Genomic DNA, 19,963 nt, shown 5'->3' on the forward strand with positions numbered 1-19,963 from the left:
AAGCAGCTTTTCGAGCGGCGAACCAACAATGCTGGCCAGTTTCATCGCCAGCGCGGGGCTCTCCAGTTCGTGTTTCGCGCGCCGCAGCGCGCGCAGGTCTTCATCCGACAACGATCGTGTTGCGAGCGAACTGGGCTCCATATGCCTCCCTGGCGTCATGTGTTGTGATGATTCTTCAGTCGATTACCAACGCGATGAACCCGCATCGCCCGGCTCCAGCTTAGAGCCTCGTCTCGTGCTATGATTCCCGATCGTTTGACAAGTCAACTGTTGCGCTATCAAAAATGGCTGTCCATACCGCGGCCCACCATTCGAGTGGGCAAGTTTTACCTTTCCGTGAATCGCTACTGGCAATGCTCGGCATTTCCTTCGTCACGATGCTGGTCGCCCTCGACCAGACCGTGGTCGGCACCGCATTGCCCACGATCGTTTCGGAACTGAAGGGTTTCGAGCTTTACGCGTGGGTCGCCACGTCGTATCTGCTGACCTCGGTGATTACCGTGCCGATCTTCGGCCGGCTCGGCGATTACTACGGGCGCAAGCCGTTCGTGATCGCCTCGATCGTCGTGTTCACGGGGGCTTCGGTGTTGTGCGGCGCCGCCAACAACATGCTGTTCCTCGTGCTCGCGCGCGGCTTGCAAGGCATCGGCGGCGGCATGCTGGTCGGCACCGCCTTCGCGTGCATTCCTGATCTCTTTCCCGACTCCGTCGTACGGCTGCGCTGGCAGGTGCTGATGAGTTCGGCGTTCGGTATCGCGAATGCGGTGGGGCCGTCGCTCGGCGGCTTTCTCACGCAGTACTACGGCTGGCGCTCGGTGTTCTATGTGAATCTGCCGGTCGGCTTGCTGTCGCTGTTTTTCGTCTGGCGCTTTCTGCCGCATTTGCGGCATGTCGAGCACGAAGGCAAGATGCGGCTCGATTGGCCCGGTGCGGTGCTGATCGCAATAGCGCTCGGCTCGCTGCAACTGTTCGTCGAGTTGTTGCCGAAGCATGGCGTGACGTTGAGCGCCTTCGCGCTGCTGGCCCTGAGCGTGGCCTCGGCATACGGCTTGTGGCAGTGGGAAAAGCGTTGCCCGACGGCAATCTTGCCGGTCGACATGTTCCGCAACCGCAGTCTGGCGGCGCTCTTCACGCTCGCTGTGCTGGGCGGCTTCTCGATGTTCTCGTTACTGTTCTACGCACCGTTGCTGTTCCAGGGCGGCTTCGGGTTGTCGCCGAAAGAAGCGGGTCTGGTCATTACCCCGCTCGTCGTGTTCATCACAATCGGCAGTATCGCCAACGGCCGCATCGTCTCGCGTGTGCGTAACCCCAATCTGATGCTGTACATCGGTTTCGCGCTGCTCGCGCTGGCGTGCCTCGGCGTGGTCGTCGCGACGCGCTCCATGCCGCAATGGCTGTTGATGTCGTTCATGGTGCTCGGCGGTCTCGGTCTCGGCTTCGTGATGCCGAATCTGACGATCTTCGCGCAGCAGACAGCCGGCCGCGAACATCTCGGTATCGCCACCGCGCTGTTGCAGTCGCTGCGGATGATCGGCGGGATGATCGGCACCGCGTTGACCGGCACGCTGGTCAGCCATATGTACGCGAGCGGCGTGCGCAGCATGCTGGAAAACGACCATGCGTCGCAGTGGTTCCCCGATCTCGGCGACCCGCAAATCCTGATCAATCGCGACGCGCAAGACACCTTGCTCGGCCAACTGACGCACGCGGGCCATAACGGCGCGATGCTGCTCGAAGGCGCGCGCGAGACGCTCGTCTCGGCGATTCATCTGGGTCTCGCGCTCGCGGCGATCATCGCCGTGGTGTCCGTGTGGCAAAGCCGCCGTGTGCCGCCGATCAAGCTTCAACGCAAGCTCGAGCCGGTGATTCACGCGGATTGATTTTTTAGCCTTACCGTTTTACAGATAGATCATGGAAGAACAGGACCGCGTCGCCGTCATGCAACAATTCGGCCGCACTTATCGGGCGTTCATGTCGGCGTTCGAAGCCCACGTTGGCCAGCCGTTGCCGCGCTGGCGCATTCTGCTCGCGCTGCACGACCATGCCGGCGAGTCGTCGCAGAAGCGTCTGGTCGAACGCCTGCGCGTCGACCCGGGCGCGCTCACGCGGCAGTTGAAAACGCTGGAGGGTTTAGGCTGGATTGCGCGCAGCATGGATACGCGCGATAACCGCGTGACCAATGTGCGTTTGACCGAAGCGGGAAGGACGGTGACCGAAGCCAGCCTGCCGCGCCGCAACGCATTTCTGCACGACACGATGGCCGCGCTGCCGGACGATGCGTTGAGCGCGCTGTCGGGCGCGCTGAAGATCCTGGAGGTGCGAATCGGTGAAGTGGCGGCCATGGCTAACGCTTCGCCGGTAGAAGCTGCCGCTGCTGCGCAAGCGCTTGACGCGGGCGGTGGTGACCCAGTGCTTTAGCAGGCGGCCGACTCGGCCGCCGACGATCCATTGCTCTAGCATGACAGTCGAAGGCGCAGCCGATCAAACATCGCGGCCGCCGCATCGAAGGCGCAGCCTATCAAACACCGCGGCCACCGCAAATCGAACGCCCCGGCGCCACGACTCGACACCAATGTCATAGACGTCGTGAAAGGCGCGGCACCGTGCGATGAGGCGCGCCGGGTGCATCAAGTTCAGAATCAGAAGAACGTTTCGATCACTTCCGTCACGCGATATGACGGATCGACCACCAGCACCTGACGCCACTTGTCGAACGTCAGGCACGGGTGCGAGATGTCGAACGCGATCATGTCGCCCACCTTCAGATCCGCACCGGCGGGAATCCGCAGATACGCGTGCTGGTCCATCAAACCGAAAATCTCCCAGCCTTCGCTCGCCGCGATATCGCGCGGTGCTTCAGTGCCCGGACGATAATGGCGCGACGGTTCGGGCATACCCGCGTCGAAAGCGGAATCGCGTTTGCCGAGGCCGATGATCGCGCGATCCGGTTCAGGAATCGACTGCACATACGCCCACAGTTGCAGCGCCGGCAACAGGCCTTCGCCCATTTTCTTCGCGACGGGGTTGCGCGCGAAGATGTCCGTCTGCGCTTTACGGTAGACGCCGACGTCGTGCGTCAGATAGCAGCCGGGCCGTAGCACTACTTCCACCTTGCCGGCCTCCGAGGCCTTCGCGAATTCTTCCGCGACGACGTCGTACCAGGCCGAGCCCGCGCCAGACAGGACGGCCGGCGTGCGGGCAAAACCTCCTTCCTCGACGAGCGCGCGCGTCACCGCGACGGCGCTCTGCAAGAACTCGCGCACTTCGTGCTCTTCTTTGAGCACGCCCTCATACAACTCGACACCTGCCAGCTTCAACACATTCGGGTAGCGCGTGATTGCCTCGAGCACCGCATTGCGCTGCGCTTGGTCACGGACACCCGTGCGGCCACCCGGCACGCCGAGTTCGAGCAGCACTTGCAACTGCTTGTTCACCGACTTGAAAAACTCGCCCAACTGCTCGACGCCCTCGACCGAATCGACGAGGCAGAAGAATTCGAAATCGGGGTCGCTCAGCAACTCGGCGACCATCATCATGTTGCGGCGGCCAACCAGCTGATTGGCCATCAGGATTCGCGATACGCCGCCGTGATACGCCGCGCGCACCTGATGCGCGGTGGCGAGCGTGATGCCCCACGCGCCGGTTTCCAGCTGACGGCGGAACAACTGCGGCGCCATGGTGGTTTTGCCGTGCGGCGCGAGCTTGACGCCATATTCCGCGACGAATGCCTGCATCCATTTCAGGTTGTGTTCCACACGATCCGCGTACAGCACCGCGGCGGGCAGGCTCACGTCTTCGTTCAGCAGATTCCACTCGAGACGCGGGGCGTCCGTGAGCTGGATACTGGCGCCCGGAACCATGCCCAAGCCCTTGCTATAAGGATCAATCGTTGCGCCCTGATAGTTTGTAACTTTCATGTCTCCAGCTCCATCGTCCGGTTAAATTGAATCGAAGTTGACTTTACTATGTTACCGAAAGTACGATGGTTGAAGAAATGTTATTTAGTACCAAGGTTTGCCGGAGGCGGTTTGTAAGTCTTCCAGCGGCCTCCTACAGTCTGCAATGAACTCAACCGCCGAACCGCTGACCTTCGACATCGTCGCGCGCATCGCCGAGTGCGCGCCGGAACTGCGTTCGGCCGAACGCAAGGTCGCGGCGTTGATTCTCGACGATCTGACCGGCGCGTCGCGCGCCAGCATCGGCGCGCTTGCGCAGCAGGCGGAGGTGAGCGTTGCGACTGTCACCCGCTTTGCCAAGGCGGTGGGTTGCCGTGACGTGCGGGAGTTGAAGTTGCGGCTTGCGCAGGCGGCCGCCGTCGGCCAGCGCTTCCTGCAAGCGGGCGCAGCTACCGACGCACCCGAGCCCATTGCCACTCGCGTGTTCGACGAGGTGCAGACCGCGCTTGCCCATAACCACCGGCTGCTACGCCAGGCGCCTTTCGACGAGGCGGCGGCCGCGTTGCGCGCCGCGCGGATGATCTACGTGTTCGGCATGGGCGGCGGTTCGACCGCGTTGGCCGACGAGATGCGCTTCAGGCTCGTGCGTCTCGGCCGGCCCGTTGCGACCTATCAGGACGGCTTGTTGCAGCGGATGGTGGCGAGCACCGTGTCGCGCGAATGCGTGGTGCTTGCGTTGTCTACTACCGGTCGCGTGCCCGAGATGGTCGAGAACTGCAAGATCGCGCACAGCTACGGCGCGATCGTGATCGCGCTGACCGCGCCGGCGTCGCCGCTTGCCAAACTGGCCGATTGGGTGATCCCGATCGTCGCCTTTGAAACCGATTTCATTTACAAGCCGTCGTCGTCGCGCTACGCGATGATGATGGCGCTCGATGTGCTCGTCACCGAACTCGCCGTCAGCCAGGGTGACGAGAGCCGCGAATTGCTGCGCCGCATGAAGCACGCGCTCGACGCACACCGTGGCGGCGGCGATCGACAACCGTTAGGAGACTGATTCATGCATTCGCATCCCGAAGCCGCCGACACGCTGATCGTCGGCGCGCAACTGTACGACGGCACGGGCGCGCCGCCGGTCGAACGCGACGTTGCGATCCGCGAAGGCCGCATTGCCGCGATCGGCAATCTCTCGAACTGGCTCGCCGAAGAAGTGATCGAGGCCAATGGCCGCGCCCTGGCGCCGGGCTTCATCGACGTTCATACGCATGACGACACGCACGTGATCCGTTCGCCGCAAATGCTGCCGAAGATCACGCAGGGCGTGACGACGGTGATCGTCGGCAATTGCGGGATCAGCGCGTCGCCGGTTTCGTTGAAGGGCGATCCGCCTGATCCGATGAATCTGCTGGGCGAACGCGACGCGTTTCAGTACCCCACCTTCGCTGCGTACGTTGAAGCGGTGAATGCCGCGCGTCCGGCGGTGAATGTGGGCGCGCTGATTGGGCACACGGCTTTGCGCAGCAATCAGATGGATCGGCTCGATCGGGCGGCGAGCGCGGCAGAAATCGACGGGATGCGCGCGCAACTCGAAGAGGCGTTGGCCAACGGTGCGTTGGGACTGAGCTCCGGACTCGCGTATGGCTCCGCTTTTGCCGCGCCGCCTGAGGAAGTGATGGCGCTGGCCGAGCCGCTCGCCGCTGCCGGCGCGTTGTACACCACACACATGCGCACCGAATTCGATGCGATTCTCGACGCGATGGACGAGGCTTACCGGGTGGGCCGTCACGCGCATGTGCCGGTGGTGATTTCGCATTTGAAGTGTGCGGGGCCGTCGAACTGGGGGCGCAGTGAGGAGGTGTTGAAATCGCTGGAAGGCGCGCGTCGTTTGCAGCCGATCGGTTGCGACTGCTATCCGTACAACCGCAGTTCGTCGACGCTCGACGTGAAGCAGGTGAGCGGCGACATCGACATTACGATCACGTGGTCGGAGCCGCATCCCGAGATGGCGGGCAAGCTGATCAAGGACATTGCCGCCGAGTGGGGCGTCACGCAGCAGGAGGCGGGCAAGCGCTTGCAGCCGGCTGGCGCGGTGTATCACAACATGTCCGAGGACGACGTGCGCCGCATCCTTTCGCATCCCGCGACGATGGTCGGCTCAGACGGTTTGCCGAACGATCCCTTGCCGCATCCACGCTTGTGGGGCGCGTTTCCGCGCGTGCTTGGGCATTACGCGCGCGATGCGAAGTTGCTGCCGCTCGAAGAGGCGGTGCGCAAGATGACCAGCTTGTCGGCGCGCCGGTTTGGTCTGGCGCAGCGGGGCGAGGTGCACATGGGTTTTCACGCGGACCTGGTGTTGTTCGATCCCGCCAGGGTGCGTGACGCGGCGACGTTTGAAAAGCCGCAGCAGGCGGCGGACGGCATTGACGCGGTGTGGGTGAACGGCGTGCTGTCCTACCGAGATGGGGCAGTGACCGGCGAGCGGGCAGGGCATTTTGTGGCGCGCGGCGCGGCGTCGAAGGGTGATGCGCACGGCGCGTTTTGATGGTTTGTTTCTGATTGATGTGGCAAGCGGTTGTGGCGTTGTTTGCGCCGCCTGCTGGACTTTTTAAGGAGCTGGGTGATGAAGCGATATGGCGTTGAAGGTGGCAAGGGTACGGGTGGGCAGCATATGCCTTTTGCTCGGGCGGTCGAAGCGGATGGTTGGCTGTTCGTGTCCGGGCAGACGCCGATGGAAAACGGCGAGGTGATCAACGGCGGCATTGTTGAGCAATCGCACAAGGCGATTCAGAACGTGTTCGCTATTTTGAAGGAAGCCGGGTATGGGGCGGAGCATGTTGTCCGCTGTGGTGTGTGGCTGGATGATCCGCGGGATTTTGCTTCTTTCAATAAGGTGTTTCGGGAGTATTTTGGGGAGAATCCGCCTGCGCGGGCATGTGTGGTTTCTTCGATGGTGATTGATTGTCGGGTTGAGGTTGATTGCGTTGCCTATAAAAAGCCTGCGGCTTAGTGGGTTTTTTTCGCCGCAGGCGGTGGATAGGGTTTTTGCCTGCGGCATTGGATTTTTTTGATCTGGATTTTTTGGCCTTTTCTTGATTTCTTATTGGTCTATTAGCGTCGCCCCTGTGCGGGGCGGGCACTTACTTTCTTTGCCGCGGCAAAGAAAGATAAGCAAAGAAAGCCGCTCAAACCGCGAATTCTTAAGCGGGTCCCCCGCACAGTCACGGTAGTGGTGCATCTGGAATCTGTGTCCTTGCACATTCAGCCCTGGTGACAAGGGCGTCATACTTCCCGCCTCGCACTGCGTGCTCGCCGGAAGGGTTGATTATGCAAACCAGTGGTTTGTTGAACGTAGTGGGTGCTTTTAAGAAATGCGCTTCGGCGCGCGCAGCGCCGCCGGAAGAATGACGGCTTTGTCACTGACGCGGAGTGTGCGAGAACACAGATTCCAGATGTACCAATAGCGTGACTGTGCGGGGGACCCGCTTAAGAATTAGCGGTTTGAGCGGCTTTCTTTGCTTATCTTTCTTTGCCGCGGCAAAGAAAGTAAGTGCCGCCCCGCACAGGGGCAACACTAATAGACCAATAACAAATCAAGAAAAGGCCAAAAACCCAGATCAAAAAAGACCAATGTCATAGGCAAAAAAACCAGCGCCGCTCAGGCAAAAACCGCAATTTTTTATTGCCGCGCCAACCTCATATTATCCGGCATCGGCAAATTATAATTCGTCCGGAACGGATTAATATCAAGCCCCCCGCGCCGCGTATAGCGCGCATAAACCGCCAGCTTAACCGGCCGGCAGGCCCCCAGCACATCAAGAAAAATCTTCTCAACACACTGTTCATGAAACCCAGTGTGATTCCGATAGGAAATGATATACCTCAACAATCCCGCATGATCGATCTGCGGCCCAATGTAATGAATCTGCACACTGCCCCAATCAGGCTGCCCAGTCACCGGACAATTCGACTTCAATAAATTAGAAACCAAAGTCTCCTCAACCGGCGCTTCATCGAGCGCCGCCTTCAACAATGAAGCGTCAGGCAGATAAACATCCGTGTCCAGATCGAGCCGGTCCAGCGACAAGCCCTCAAACTCTTCCATCTGCAACTTGCCGAACTCATACGGCGCAGTCAGATGGACAGAAACAGTCGCGCCGCAAGAAGCGGACACATCCCGCTTGATCGTGTCTCGCACACTTTCCATCGACTCAAATGCCGTCTGCGCAAATGACCCCAGATAAAGCTTGAACGACTTCGACTCGACAATATTCGGCGAATCAGCGGGCACAAAAAAAGTCGCCACTGCAATCTGCGGTTTGCCACGCGCATTCAGCCACGAAAGCTCGTAAGCGTTCCAGATGTCCGTGCCGAAGAACGGCAACTGCGCGCCAATTCCAATCGCTTCGCGTGCATTCTTCCGGGCAATCGGAAAGAGCAGCGAAGCGTCATATTGTTCGGTGTAAGTGGAAGCCTTGCCCAGCGGTGATTGTTCGGGTGTCATGATGCGTTCACGATGCCACTCAGCACGTGCCCCGTCGCCGTCACGACGCGGGCCGATTCGCAATGGCCAATTTGATCGTCGAAGAAAAAGTCCGGCTCGAACTCACGCAAAAATGCGCTCTTGTCCAGGCCGCCGAGGAACATCGCTTCGTCGATTTCAATGTTCCACGCCATCAATGTGCGGATCGCACGCTCATGCGCCGGCGCCGAGCGCGCCGTCACCAGTGCCGTACGAATATGCATCGGCGCGGCTTCGTCCGCGAGTTTCTGCAGCCGGTGCAGCGCTTCGAGCAGCGGCTTCAAAGGACCATCCGCAAGCGGTAGATCCTTGTTGTGAATCTCATGGCCAACAAATGCCCGCAGGCCATCCTGCTGAAACACGCGCTCGGCTTCGTCGGAAAACAGCACGGCGTCGCCGTCGAAAGCAATCCGGATCTCGTCGGGATACTTGCTCGCCATCTTTGCCGATTCGGGCAAGACGCGCGCGGCCGGAAATCCGGCCGCCAAAGCGTCGCGCACATCGTCCTGATTCGCGGACAAAAACAGCGACGCGTTCAACGGTTTCAGATAACCGAACGGCGCGCGTCCACGAGTGAACACGCCGCGCTCGATCGCCAGTCCATACTCCCTGCACGAATGAAACGCGCGTAGTCCGCTGATCGGATCGCTGCGCGACAGGATCACCACTTCGACACGATGACCGCCGGCATTCAATGCCAGCAGTTTGCGGATCAGCGGAAACGCCACGCCCGGTTTGGCAGGCACGGCCAGCCTCTCGCGCTGCAACGCTTCATACGCCCGCAGGTTGCCTGCCTCGTACACGCAGTTCTCTTCCTCGAAGTCGAACAGCGCGCGCGACGAGATTGCCACCACCAGTTTGTCGACGAGCGAAAGTGCCATCTGCGCGTTTCAGTCCAAAAAGATCAAGCGAGGAACAAGCGGTACACCGGGTTTTTCGTCTCTTCCCAGTACGGATAACCCAGCGTCGTCAGAAAGCGCTCGAACTCGCTGTTCTCGCTTTCCGGCACCTGGATGCCGACCAGAATCGAACTGTAGTCCGCGCCCTGGTTGCGATAGTGGAACAGGCTGATATTCCAGTTCGGCGCCATCGACGACAGAAACTTCATCAGCGCGCCCGGCCGTTCGGGAAACTCGAAGCGGAACAGACGTTCGTCATGGGCCAACGGCGAGCGGCCGCCGACCATATAACGGATGTGCTGCTTCGACAGTTCATCGAACGTCAGATCGACGGTGGCAAAACCGTGCGCTTCGAACGCGCCCGCAATCTGCGCGGATTCGCTGCGGTTCCTGATCTGCACGCCCACAAAGATATGCGCTGAATTCGCGTCCGCAATCCGGTAGTTGAATTCGGTGACGCTGCGCGTGCCCAGCAGTTCGCAGAAACGGCGAAAGCTGCCGCGCTCTTCGGGGATCGTCACCGCGAACACCGCCTCGCGGGCTTCACCGACTTCCGCACGCTCGGCAACGAAACGCATGCGGTCGAAATTCATGTTCGCGCCGGACGTGATCGCGATCAGCGTCTGGTCTTCCAGACCTTCGCGCTCGGCATACTGCTTGGCGCCGGCCACCGCCAGCGCGCCGGCGGGTTCGAGCACGCTGCGGGTGTCCTGAAACACGTCCTTGATCGCCGCGCACAACGCATCGGTATTCACGAGCAGTACGTCGTCGAGATATTCGCTGCACAGGCGGAAGGTTTCTTCGCCGACGAGCTTCACCGCAGTGCCGTCCGAGAACAGCCCGACCTCATTTAACGTCACCCGTTCGCCGGCTTTCAGCGACGCGGCCATCGCACACGAGTCGTCGGTCTGCACGCCAATCACCTTTATCTCCGGGCGCACCGATTTGACGTACGCCGCCACGCCCGCGGCGAGTCCACCGCCGCCGATCGGCACGAAGATCGCGTGGATCGGCCCTTGATGCTGGCTCAGGATCTCCATCGCGACCGTGCCCTGGCCGGCGATCACGTAGGGATCGTCGAACGGATGGACGAAGGTCAGGCCGCGCTCTTCCTGCAGCTTGACCGCATGCCCGTACGCATCGCTGTAGGACTCGCCGAACTGCACGACTTCGACGGTCGCGCCGCCATGTGCGCGCACGGCGTCGACCTTGACCTGCGGCGTGGTGACCGGCACGACGATGATTGCCTTCACGCCCATGCGCGCCGCCGAGAGCGCCACACCCTGCGCATGATTGCCCGCCGACGCGGTAATCACCCCGCGTTCGAGCGCATCCGCCGGAATATGCGCCATCTTGTTGTACGCGCCGCGCACCTTGAACGAGAACACCGGCTGGTTGTCCTCGCGCTTCAGATACACCGGATTGCGCAGCCGTGCCGACAGATTCGGCGCACGTTCGAGTTCGGTCTCGCGGGCCACGTCGTAGACGCGCGCGGTCAGGGTTTTCTTCAGGTAGTCGTGGGAAGCCATGCGGGTGGCGCGGTGCGCTTTGCGAGACGGGAAAGGGTCAATGATAGCGCCAACGGTGTCCGCTCTGGCCTTTTGGCGAATCGTCAACGAACCTTCCGCATATTCCCGAGGGCCGCCACCAAGGGCCCGCCCGACCGTTCGGTCGGAGAATTATCCGTATGCGCGTGTGGGCCCCGTTCAGCGCAAAAACGCTCAAACTCCAGCCACAGACCTGATTTCAGGCGTCAACGCGCGGCTGGATCATGGGGTAGAATTCCATTTTGGAATAAGGATCGGAAGATGCACTGGCAGCCGCGGATCGCCCATTTGATGCCCGTCCCGCGTGAGTCTTGTCCCGCGGCGGAGCGTCACGTCCGTCAGGCACGATCGTGTAGCTGTCTCTGAGCGCCGTGAAGCGACTGATGTGGGTAAGCCGTCGGTTGCGCTTCGCTCCCCTAGAAAATTTCCAGCATTGCGCGCCACGCGCACCGTCAGCCAGCGCCTCACCGATGAGCGCGCCGGGTTGACCCACCGAGTCGTCCAAACATGAACGCACCTCAAGTTTTCGATCCGCACGGGGCCGCCACTGCGGTGGCCGCCGATCCTGAAGCGCGTCTGCGCGAAATTCCCTATAACTACACGTCATTCTCCGACCGCGAAATTGTCATCCGTCTGTTAGGCGACGACGCCTGGACGGCTTTGGCCGAACTGCGCGCGGAACGCCGCACCGGCCGCTCGGCGCGGATGCTGTACGAAGTGCTCGGCGACATCTGGGTCGTGCGCCGCAATCCTTACCTGCAAGACGACCTGCTCGACAATCCGAAGCGCCGTGCGCTGCTGATCGAGGCGCTGCACCATCGTTTGACCGAGATCGAAAAGCGTCGCCGCGCCGATCTGGTCGAGCATGGCGATGAAGCGGGCGTCGATCGGGCCGCCCGCGTTGAAATGCTGGTCGCGGCCGCGCGCCGTGCCGTCGACGATTTCGAGAGCGAGTTCCAGAAGACCTTCGATTTGCGCCGTCGCGCGAACAAGGTGCTGGGCCGCGTCACGGAAAAAGACAACATCAAGTTCGACGGTTTGTCCCGCGTCTCGCACGTGACCGACGCGACCGACTGGCGCGTCGAGTACCCGTTCGTCGTCTTGACGCCGGATACGGAAGCCGAGATCGCCGGCATGATCAAGGCGTGTTTCGAGCTCGGTCTGACCGTCATCCCGCGCGGAGGCGGCACCGGCTACACCGGCGGCGCTGTTCCGCTTACGCCGTTCTCGGCGGTCATCAATACCGAGAAGCTCGAACAACTTGGTGCGGTCGAGATGACCGACCTGCCGGGTGTTGACCGCAAAGTGGCGACGATTTTCTCCGGTGCGGGCGTGGTCACACGCCGCGTGACCGAAGCGGCCGAGCAGGCCGGCTTCGTGTTTGCGGTCGATCCGACCTCGCTGGATGCATCCTGCGTAGGCGGCAACGTCGCGATGAACGCGGGCGGCAAGAAAGCGGTGTTGTGGGGCACGGCGCTCGACAACCTCGCCTGGTGGCGCATGGTCGACCCGGAAGGGAACTGGCTCGAAGTCACGCGTCTGGATCACAACCTCGGCAAGATTCACGACATCGAAGTCGCGCGTTTCGAGCTGAAGTGGTTCGACGGCAGCTACGCGCCGGGCGAAAAGCTGCTGCGCACGGAAGCGCTCGACATCAAGGGCCGCGTGTTCCGTAAGGAAGGTCTCGGCAAGGACGTGACCGACAAATTCCTCGCCGGTCTGCCGGGCGTGCAGAAGGAAGGCTGCGACGGGCTGATCACGTCCGCGCGCTGGGTGCTGCACAAGATGCCGGCGCATACGCGCACGGTCTGCCTCGAATTTTTCGGCCAGGCGCGCGAAGCGATTCCGAGCATCGTCGAGATCAAAGATTATCTGTTCGAAACGTCGCGGCAAGGCGGCGCGATTCTCGCCGGTCTCGAGCATCTGGATGAGCGCTATCTGCGCGCGGTCGGTTATGCGACCAAGTCCAAGCGCAACGCGTTTCCGAAGATGGTGCTGATCGGCGACATCGTCGGCGACGATGCGGACGCGGTCGCGCAAGCCACTTCTGAAGTGGTGCGCATGGCCAACGGCAAGAGCGGCGAAGGTTTCGTCGCGGTCAACGCGGAAGCGCGCAAGCGTTTCTGGCTCGACCGCAGCCGCACCGCCGCGATCGCGAAGCACACCAACGCCTTCAAGATCAACGAAGACGTGGTGATTCCGCTCGACCGCATGGGCGAGTACACCGACGGGATCGAGCGCATCAACATCGAACTGTCGGTCAAGAACAAGCTGCAACTGGTCGACGCGCTCGAAGCGTTCTTCAAGGCCGGCAAGCTGCCGCTCGGCAAGAGCGACGACGCCAATGAAATCCCGAGCGCCGAGTTGCTCGAAGATCGCGTGCAACAGGCGCTGGATCTGCTGAAGAAGGTGCGCACGCGCTGGGAATTCCTGCGCGACAGGCTCGATCTGTCGGTGCGCGAAGCGCAGCATTATCTGGTCGGCCTCGGCTATGAAGGTCTGGCGGAGAAGTTCGCCGATCGCGCGGACGCGCAGCCGGACGCCACCGTGTTCCACATCACGCAGGACCGTACGATCCGCGTGTCGTGGAAGCAGGAGATCCGGGCAGAGCTGCGGCAGATCTTCAACGGCGGCGAATTCAAGCCGATCCTCGACGAAGCGCAGGCGATCCACAAGAAGGTGCTGCGTGGCCGCGTGTTTGTCGCGCTGCACATGCACGCGGGCGACGGCAACGTCCATACGAATCTGCCGGTCAACTCCGACAACTACGAGATGCTGCAGGACGCCCACACGGCGGTCGCGCGCATCATGAAGCTGGCGCGTTCGCTCGACGGCGTGATTTCCGGCGAGCACGGCATCGGCATTACCAAGCTCGAATTCCTGACCGACGAGGAAATCGGCGAATTCCGCGCGTATAAGCAGCGCGTCGATCCGCATGGCCGCTTCAACGCGGGCAAGCTGCTCGAAGGCGCCGACCTGCGCAACGCCTACACGCCGAGCTTCGGCCTGATGGGCTACGAATCGCTGATCATGCAGCAGTCCGACATCGGCGCGATTTCGGAATCGATCAAGGATTGTTTGCGTTGCGGCAAGTGCAAGCCGGTGTGCGCGACCCACGTGCCGCGCGCCAACCTGCTGTACAGCCCGCGCAACAAGATTCTCGCCACCTCGCTGCTGGTCGAGGCGTTCCTGTACGAAGAGCAGACCCGCCGCGGCGTATCGATCAAGCACTGGGACGAGTTCAACGACGTCGCCGATCACTGCACCGTCTGTCACAAATGCGTGACGCCGTGCCCGGTGAAGATCGACTTCGGCGACGTGACGATGAACATGCGCAACCTGCTGCGCAAGATGGGCAAGAAGAAGTTCAATCCGGGCAACGCGGCCGGCATGTTCTTCCTGAACGCCACCAATCCGCAGACCATCAATCTCGCGCGCACCGCGATGATGGGCATCGGCTATAAAGCTCAGCGCCTCGGCAACGACGTGTTGAAGAAGTTCGCGAAGAAGCAGACGGCGCACCCGCCTGCCACCGTCGGCAAGCCGAAGGTCACGCAGCAGGTGATCCACTTCATGAACAAGAAGATGCCGGGCAACCTGCCGAAGAAAACCGCGCGCGCGTTGCTGGACATCGAGGACAACAAGATCGTCCCGATCATCCGCAATCCGAAGACGACCACCGCCGACACGGAAGCGGTCTTCTACTTCCCGGGCTGCGGTTCGGAGCGGCTGTTCTCGCAAGTCGGTCTGGCGACGCAAGCCATGCTGTGGGAGGCGGGCGTGCAAACCGTCTTGCCGCCGGGCTATCTGTGTTGCGGCTATCCGCAGCGCGGCTCGGGCCAGTTCGACAAGGCCGAGCAGATCGTCACGGATAACCGCGTGCTGTTCCATCGCGTGGCCAATACGCTGAACTATCTCGACATCAAGACGGTGGTGGTGTCGTGCGGCACGTGTTACGACCAGCTCGCCGGTTACGAATTCGAGAAGATCTTCCCGGGCTGCCGGATCATCGACATCCACGAGTTTCTGCTGGAGAAGGGCATCAAGCTCGAAGGCGTGAACGGCGTGCGCTACATGTACCACGACCCGTGCCACTCGCCGATCAAGACGATGGATCCGGTCAAGCTCGTCAATCAGCTGATGGGTTCGGAGAACGACGGCTACAAGATCGAGAAGAACGATCGCTGCTGCGGCGAATCCGGCACGCTCGCGGTGACGCGCCCTGACATTTCGACGCAAGTCCGTTTCCGCAAGGAAGAGGAAATGCGCAAGGGGGCGGCCAGGCTGCGCGGCATTCCTCTGGTGGCGGAGGCCGGCGCCAACGCGATCAACACGGCCAATGCATCGGCCGGCGCCGCGGGCGCGCCGAACGGTTCCGTGCTCAAGGCCGGCGACGGCCCGCAACCCAACGGCGCCACCGAAGTGAAAATTCTGACCAGCTGCCCGTCCTGCCTGCAGGGCTTGTCGCGCTACAACGAAGACGCGGGCACCGAGGCGGACTACATCGTCGTCGAAATGGCACGTCACGTGCTGGGCGAAGACTGGATGGCGGATTACGTCCAACGGGCGAACAATGGCGGAATCGAGCGCGTGCTGGTTTAATGGCACCACTGACGATTTTTGCCTGAGGACGACGATGGACTGCGTTTTTTGCCGTGACGATGGTGGTGATGTGCTGTGGCAGGACGACACCTTGCGCGTCGTCCTCGCCGATGAACACGATTACCCGGGCTTCTGCCGGGTAATCTGGAACAAGCATGTGGCCGAGTTTTCCGATCTTGCCGGAAGCGACCGCGATCGCGTGATGAAAGCCGTGTACGCGGTCGAACACGCAATGCGGCGCATCATGCAACCGGTCAAGGTCAACCTGGCGAGCCTGGGCAACCAGGTGCCGCACGTGCATTGGCATGTGATTCCGCGTTATTCGAACGACGCGCATTTTCCCCTGCCCATCTGGGCGCCGCGCCAGCGCACGGTGTCCGAGGCCATGCTGTCGTCGCGCCGTGCGCAAGCTACCCTGCTGCGCGAAGCGGTGAGACAGGAAATCGAACAGGCGCTCGGCTGAGCGCCGCTGAATCTGTCGCCTGGCGCCGGGTCTTCCCGCGGGGCGGAAAACCTGGGGCAGCCCGGCGTGTTCTTACGAGGTCAATATGAGTGGTCTGACTCCCGATACCCCGGTGCCGACCGGCGTGGTCGTGCATTCCAAATCGCGCGTGCTTGAATTGCAGTACGCAAACGGCGAATCGTATCGCCTGCCGTTCGAACTGCTGCGGGTGTATTCGCCGTCGGCGGAAGTGATGGGCCATGGGCCCGGCCAGGAAACCCTGCAAACCGGCAAGCGTGACGTCACGATCACGATGATCGAAGGCGTCGGCAACTACGCGTTGCAGCCGACGTTCTCCGACGGGCACGCCACCGGCATCTATTCCTGGGATCTGCTGCGCGACATGGCTGTTCGTCAGGATGAACTCTGGCGCGACTATCTCGCCAAACTGGCAGCGGCCGGTGTCGATCGCGATGCGCCGATGGCCGTAGCGGGCGCTGCGCACGGGCACTGTCACTGATACGATTCGCCCTGGTCGCCGCACTGATGCGGCGCAACATTTCAGAATACGCGAAAGGACGAGCGCGATGAGCAAAACCCACTTCGGCTTTCAATCGGTCGACGAGCAGGAAAAAGCGCAGAAGGTGGCGGGCGTGTTCCACTCGGTCGCTTCCAACTACGACTTGATGAACGACCTGATGTCGGGCGGATTGCACCGGGCGTGGAAGATGTTCACGATCGCCCAGGCGAACGTCCGGCCGGGCTTCAAGGTGCTCGATATCGCGGGGGGCACGGGCGATCTGTCGAAAGCATTCGCCAGACAGGCGGGCGAAACCGGCGAAGTCTGGCATACCGACATCAACGAATCGATGCTGCGGGTGGGCCGCGACCGCCTGCTGGACAAGGGCGTCATTACCCCGGCCTTGCTTTGCGACGCCGAGAAAATCCCCTTTCCGGACAATTACTTCGACGTGGTGACCGTGGCATTCGGCTTGCGCAACATGACGCACAAGGATGTCGCGCTGGCGGAAATGCGCCGCGTGCTGAAGCCGGCGGGCCGTCTGCTGGTGCTGGAGTTCTCGAAGGTGTGGGATCCGCTCAAAAAGGTCTACGACGTTTATTCTTTTAAGGTGTTGCCGTGGCTCGGCGACCGTTTTGCGAAAGACGCCGATAGCTACCGCTACCTGGCGGAATCGATCCGGATGCATCCGGACCAGGAAACTTTAAAAACAATGATGGAACAAGCGGGCCTGGACGGCGTCAAATATTACAATTTGTCAGCTGGCGTGGTAGCTTTACATATGGGGACCAAATACTAGGGTTCCTAACCCATCGATTTTTAAAGGAAAGTACGAAAATGTCCGATTCAGGTGTGTTATCTCCCCGTAAGGTTAAGCGGTCGTTGGTGAGAAGAATCGGACTGATCGCGATGGTCGGTCTGATCATGGCCGGCTCTCTCGCCTCGCTCGATGCGGAAGCTCGCCGCATGGGCGGTGGCCGTAGTCTTGGCCGTCAGTCGAACACCGTTCAACAGCAATCCGCGCCGTCGCAACCTTCCCAAAGCAATCAGGCGATGCAGCAGCGCGCCCAGCCGGCTCCGGCGCCCGCGCCGACGCCTGCCGCCGCGCCTAATCGCTCGCGCTGGCTTGGTCCGATCGCCGGTCTCGCGGCAGGTCTTGGTATCGCCGCGTTGTTGTCGCACTTCGGTCTGGGCGGCGCTTTTGCCGGCGCCATGGCCAATATCATCGTGATCGCGATCATTGCGATGATCGGCATCTGGTTGATTCGCCGTTTCATGGGCCGCAAGCGGGGTACCGCCCAACCGGCGTACGCGGGCAGCGCACCGTCGGTGAATGCGGGTAACACCGGCTATTCGCAGGAACCGCGCTACAGCGCTCCGCCCGCTGGCTCGTATCTCGAGCCGCAAGGCAACCCGCTGACCACGCCGACTATCAACGCTGCCCCCGTCGTGCCGGCCGGCTTTGATTCGGAAGCGTTCCTGCGCAACGCCAAGGTGTACTTCGTGCGCTTGCAAGCCGCCTGGGACGTCGGCAACACGGAAGACATCCGCGAATTCACCACGCCGGAAATGTTCGCCGAAGTGAAGGTCGATCTGACCTCGCGCGGCGTTGAATCCAATCAGACCGACGTGGTGCAGCTGAACGCGGAGTTGCTGGGCGTTGAAGAGCGCGCGACCGAATACTTCGCCAGCGTGCGCTTCTCCGGCTTGATCCGCGAATCGGCGGGTGCGGCGGCTGAGCCTTTCGTCGAGGTCTGGAACCTGACGAAGGCGAACCGGCCGGGTGAAGGCTGGCTGCTGGCCGGCATTCAGCAGGTAGCGCAGCACTGAAGCAGTAGCAGGGCGGGGACAGGGCAGTCCTGCCCGCCTTGATTCTGCGCACAGGATTGGCCGTTCGGCATAGCAGGCCGCGAAGCCAACGGACGTTACAATAGGAACCCGCGCGGGCACCTCGCCTGCGCGGGTTTTTTCTTGCCACTTTCAATGACCCTCGCCGCCAAGCCCTTCGCCGCTGCTGTCAATCATCTGCTCGCCCGCGAATCGTGGGCCCGCGAGCGTCTCGCCCCTTACGCGGGCAAGACCGCGAGCCTCTCTTGTCCGCCCGTCGTACTGATGCTGCTGGTGCAGCCGGACGGCCACCTGAGCGCGGTCGAGGCAACCGAGGCGCAACAGTTCGACGTGACCATCTCGGTGCCGTCCGAGGCCCTGCCGGCTTTCGTGCAAGGCGGCCAGGCCGCCGTCATGAAGCACGTGAAGATCGAAGGTGACGCCGAGTTCGCCACGGTGATCGCCAAGCTCGCCGAACATCTGCGCTGGGAGCCGGAAGAGGATCTGGCCAGGCTGATCGGCGACGGGCCGGCGTGGCGGGTCGCGTCGCTCGTGCGCACGGTCGGCGAACACGCGCGCCGTACTGGGCGCAATCTGCTCGACACCGCCGCCGAATATCTGCTCGACGAAAATCCGCAACTGGTGCGGCGCACCGCGCTGGAGGATTTCAACGTCGAGCTGGCCCGCGCCCGCGATGCCTTGGCGCGCGTGGAGAAGCGCATCGAGCGTCTTGAACAGAAGGTCGAAGCCCGCGGCGCCCATGTGCCGGGCGGCGCCGCCACGTTGCGCGGCACGCGCTAGTCACCGGGCACAACTATGCGTTTTCTGCGTTTCCTCAAGATTTTTTTCACGGTCATCCGCTTCGGTCTCGACGAGATGATGCTCGGCCGCATCAAGGACCGGCGCGTGCGTCTGCTGCTGCGTATCACCACGATCGGTCGCAAGTTCGACGCGCCGCCGGGCGTGCGCTTGCGGCTCGCGCTCGAAAGCCTCGGGCCGATCTTCGTCAAGTTCGGTCAGGTGCTGTCCACGCGGCGCGATCTGCTACCGGTCGACATTGCCAATGAACTGGCCAAGCTGCAGGATCAGGTGCCGCCGTTCGACTCGGCGGTGGCGATCGGGTTGGTCGAGAAGTCGCTCGGTGCACCGGTCGACGTGCTGTTCGACGATTTCGAGCGGGTGCCGGTCGCCAGCGCGTCGATCGCGCAGGTTCACTTCGCGAAGGTGAAAGCCGGGCAGCACGCGGGCAAGTCCGTCGCCGTGAAGGTGCTGCGGCCGAACATGCTGCCGGTGATCGATTCCGACCTCGCCTTGCTGCGCGACATCGCCGTCTGGGCCGAGCGGCTGTGGGCCGACGGCAAGCGCCTGAAGCCGCGCGAGGTGGTCGCCGAATTCGACAAGTATCTGCACGACGAACTCGATCTGATGCGCGAAGCGGCGAACGGCAGCCAGTTGCGCCGCAACTTCGCTGGGCTCGATCTGCTGCTGGTGCCGGAAATGTACTGGGAATTCTGCACGCCCACGGTGCTGGTGATGGAGCGCATGGTCGGCGTGCCGATCAGCCAGGTGGAGACGCTGCGCGCAGCGGGGGTCGACATTCCGAAGCTGGCGCGTGAAGGCGTTGAGATTTTCTTCACCCAGGTGTTCCGCGATGGTTTTTTCCACGCCGACATGCACCCGGGCAACATCCAGGTGAGCCTCGATCCGGCGC

At 61.9% G+C, this 19,963-nt stretch carries 16 protein-coding genes and 1 pseudogene; 12 read left to right on the forward strand and 5 right to left on the reverse strand.

The genetic code is table 11. The features are described 5' to 3' along the window. A pseudogene (locus QOC89_RS09090) lies at positions 1-141 on the reverse strand (EcsC family protein); the annotation flags it as partial. A gap of 143 nt (positions 142-284) precedes the next feature. Between QOC89_RS09090 and QOC89_RS09095 the strand changes: the two are divergent. Then, positions 285-1,880: an MDR family MFS transporter gene (locus QOC89_RS09095; protein WP_323044720.1), complete on the forward strand. Its 1,596-nt coding sequence runs from the start codon at positions 285-287 to the stop codon at positions 1,878-1,880. 31 nt (positions 1,881-1,911) lie between these two features. Beyond that, positions 1,912-2,418 (forward strand): MarR family winged helix-turn-helix transcriptional regulator, encoded by a 507-nt coding sequence (locus QOC89_RS09100; RefSeq protein WP_323044721.1) that lies wholly within the window; start codon positions 1,912-1,914, stop codon positions 2,416-2,418. 221 nt (positions 2,419-2,639) lie between these two features. Here the strand turns inward: QOC89_RS09100 and QOC89_RS09105 are convergent, their stop codons facing one another. Beyond that, positions 2,640-3,917, reverse strand: coding sequence for an amino acid deaminase (locus QOC89_RS09105; protein ID WP_323044722.1), 1,278 nt, complete (start codon positions 3,915-3,917; stop codon positions 2,640-2,642). A 145-nt stretch (positions 3,918-4,062) separates the two neighbouring features. On the opposite strand from QOC89_RS09105, the gene QOC89_RS09110 reads away from it, so the two are divergent. The 3 genes from QOC89_RS09110 (at position 4,063) to QOC89_RS09120 (ending at position 6,903) form a co-directional block, all read left to right on the forward strand. Next, on the forward strand, positions 4,063-4,953 hold the full coding sequence (locus tag QOC89_RS09110) for a MurR/RpiR family transcriptional regulator (RefSeq protein ID WP_323044723.1): 891 nt from the start codon (positions 4,063-4,065) through the stop codon (positions 4,951-4,953). Positions 4,954-4,956: 3 nt separating this feature from the next. Next, complete coding sequence (locus tag QOC89_RS09115) at positions 4,957-6,438, forward strand: D-aminoacylase (protein ID WP_323044724.1); 1,482 nt, start codon at positions 4,957-4,959, stop codon at positions 6,436-6,438. Between the two features lie 78 nt (positions 6,439-6,516). Then, on the forward strand, positions 6,517-6,903 hold the full coding sequence (locus QOC89_RS09120) for a RidA family protein (RefSeq protein ID WP_064265547.1): 387 nt from the start codon (positions 6,517-6,519) through the stop codon (positions 6,901-6,903). A 669-nt stretch (positions 6,904-7,572) separates the two neighbouring features. Here QOC89_RS09120 and queF read toward each other — a convergent pair. From queF to ilvA, 3 genes are read right to left on the reverse strand one after another with little or no spacing between them, the layout of a single operon-like run. Next, on the reverse strand, positions 7,573-8,397 hold the full coding sequence (queF, locus tag QOC89_RS09125) for an NADPH-dependent 7-cyano-7-deazaguanine reductase QueF (protein WP_323044725.1): 825 nt from the start codon (positions 8,395-8,397) through the stop codon (positions 7,573-7,575). Next, positions 8,394-9,296, reverse strand: coding sequence for a 5'-nucleotidase (locus tag QOC89_RS09130; RefSeq protein ID WP_323044726.1), 903 nt, complete (start codon positions 9,294-9,296; stop codon positions 8,394-8,396). Before QOC89_RS09130 ends, queF begins: the two co-directional genes overlap by 4 nt. 23 nt (positions 9,297-9,319) lie before the next feature. Further along, positions 9,320-10,843, reverse strand: coding sequence for a threonine ammonia-lyase, biosynthetic (gene ilvA / locus QOC89_RS09135; protein WP_323044727.1), 1,524 nt, complete (start codon positions 10,841-10,843; stop codon positions 9,320-9,322). 525 nt (positions 10,844-11,368) lie between these two features. Here ilvA and QOC89_RS09140 point away from each other — a divergent pair. From QOC89_RS09140 to QOC89_RS09170, 7 genes are all read left to right on the forward strand, one after another. Beyond that, on the forward strand, positions 11,369-15,463 hold the full coding sequence (locus tag QOC89_RS09140; RefSeq protein WP_323044728.1) for a DUF3683 domain-containing protein: 4,095 nt from the start codon (positions 11,369-11,371) through the stop codon (positions 15,461-15,463). Between the two features lie 34 nt (positions 15,464-15,497). Continuing rightward, positions 15,498-15,926: an HIT family protein gene (locus QOC89_RS09145; RefSeq protein ID WP_323044729.1), complete on the forward strand. Its 429-nt coding sequence runs from the start codon at positions 15,498-15,500 to the stop codon at positions 15,924-15,926. 85 nt (positions 15,927-16,011) lie between these two features. Continuing rightward, entirely contained in the window at positions 16,012-16,425 is a 414-nt protein-coding gene (locus QOC89_RS09150) for a DUF971 domain-containing protein (RefSeq protein WP_323044730.1), read from the forward strand. Positions 16,426-16,492: 67 nt separating this feature from the next. Next, positions 16,493-17,224 (forward strand): bifunctional demethylmenaquinone methyltransferase/2-methoxy-6-polyprenyl-1,4-benzoquinol methylase UbiE, encoded by a 732-nt coding sequence (gene ubiE, locus QOC89_RS09155; protein WP_323044731.1) that lies wholly within the window; start codon positions 16,493-16,495, stop codon positions 17,222-17,224. Between the two features lie 38 nt (positions 17,225-17,262). Continuing rightward, complete coding sequence (locus QOC89_RS09160; RefSeq protein ID WP_323044732.1) at positions 17,263-18,255, forward strand: Tim44 domain-containing protein; 993 nt, start codon at positions 17,263-17,265, stop codon at positions 18,253-18,255. Positions 18,256-18,408: 153 nt separating this feature from the next. Next, positions 18,409-19,053 carry a ubiquinone biosynthesis accessory factor UbiJ gene (locus tag QOC89_RS09165; protein WP_323044733.1) on the forward strand — a complete coding sequence of 215 codons (645 nt, stop codon included), beginning with the start codon at positions 18,409-18,411 and terminating at the stop codon, positions 19,051-19,053. 15 nt (positions 19,054-19,068) lie between these two features. After that, a partial coding sequence (locus QOC89_RS09170; RefSeq protein ID WP_323044734.1) for an AarF/UbiB family protein occupies positions 19,069-19,963 on the forward strand: 895 nt, incomplete at its 3' end.

This window comes from Paraburkholderia sp., from assembly GCF_034668105.1.
GTDB lineage: Bacteria > Pseudomonadota > Gammaproteobacteria > Burkholderiales > Burkholderiaceae > Paraburkholderia.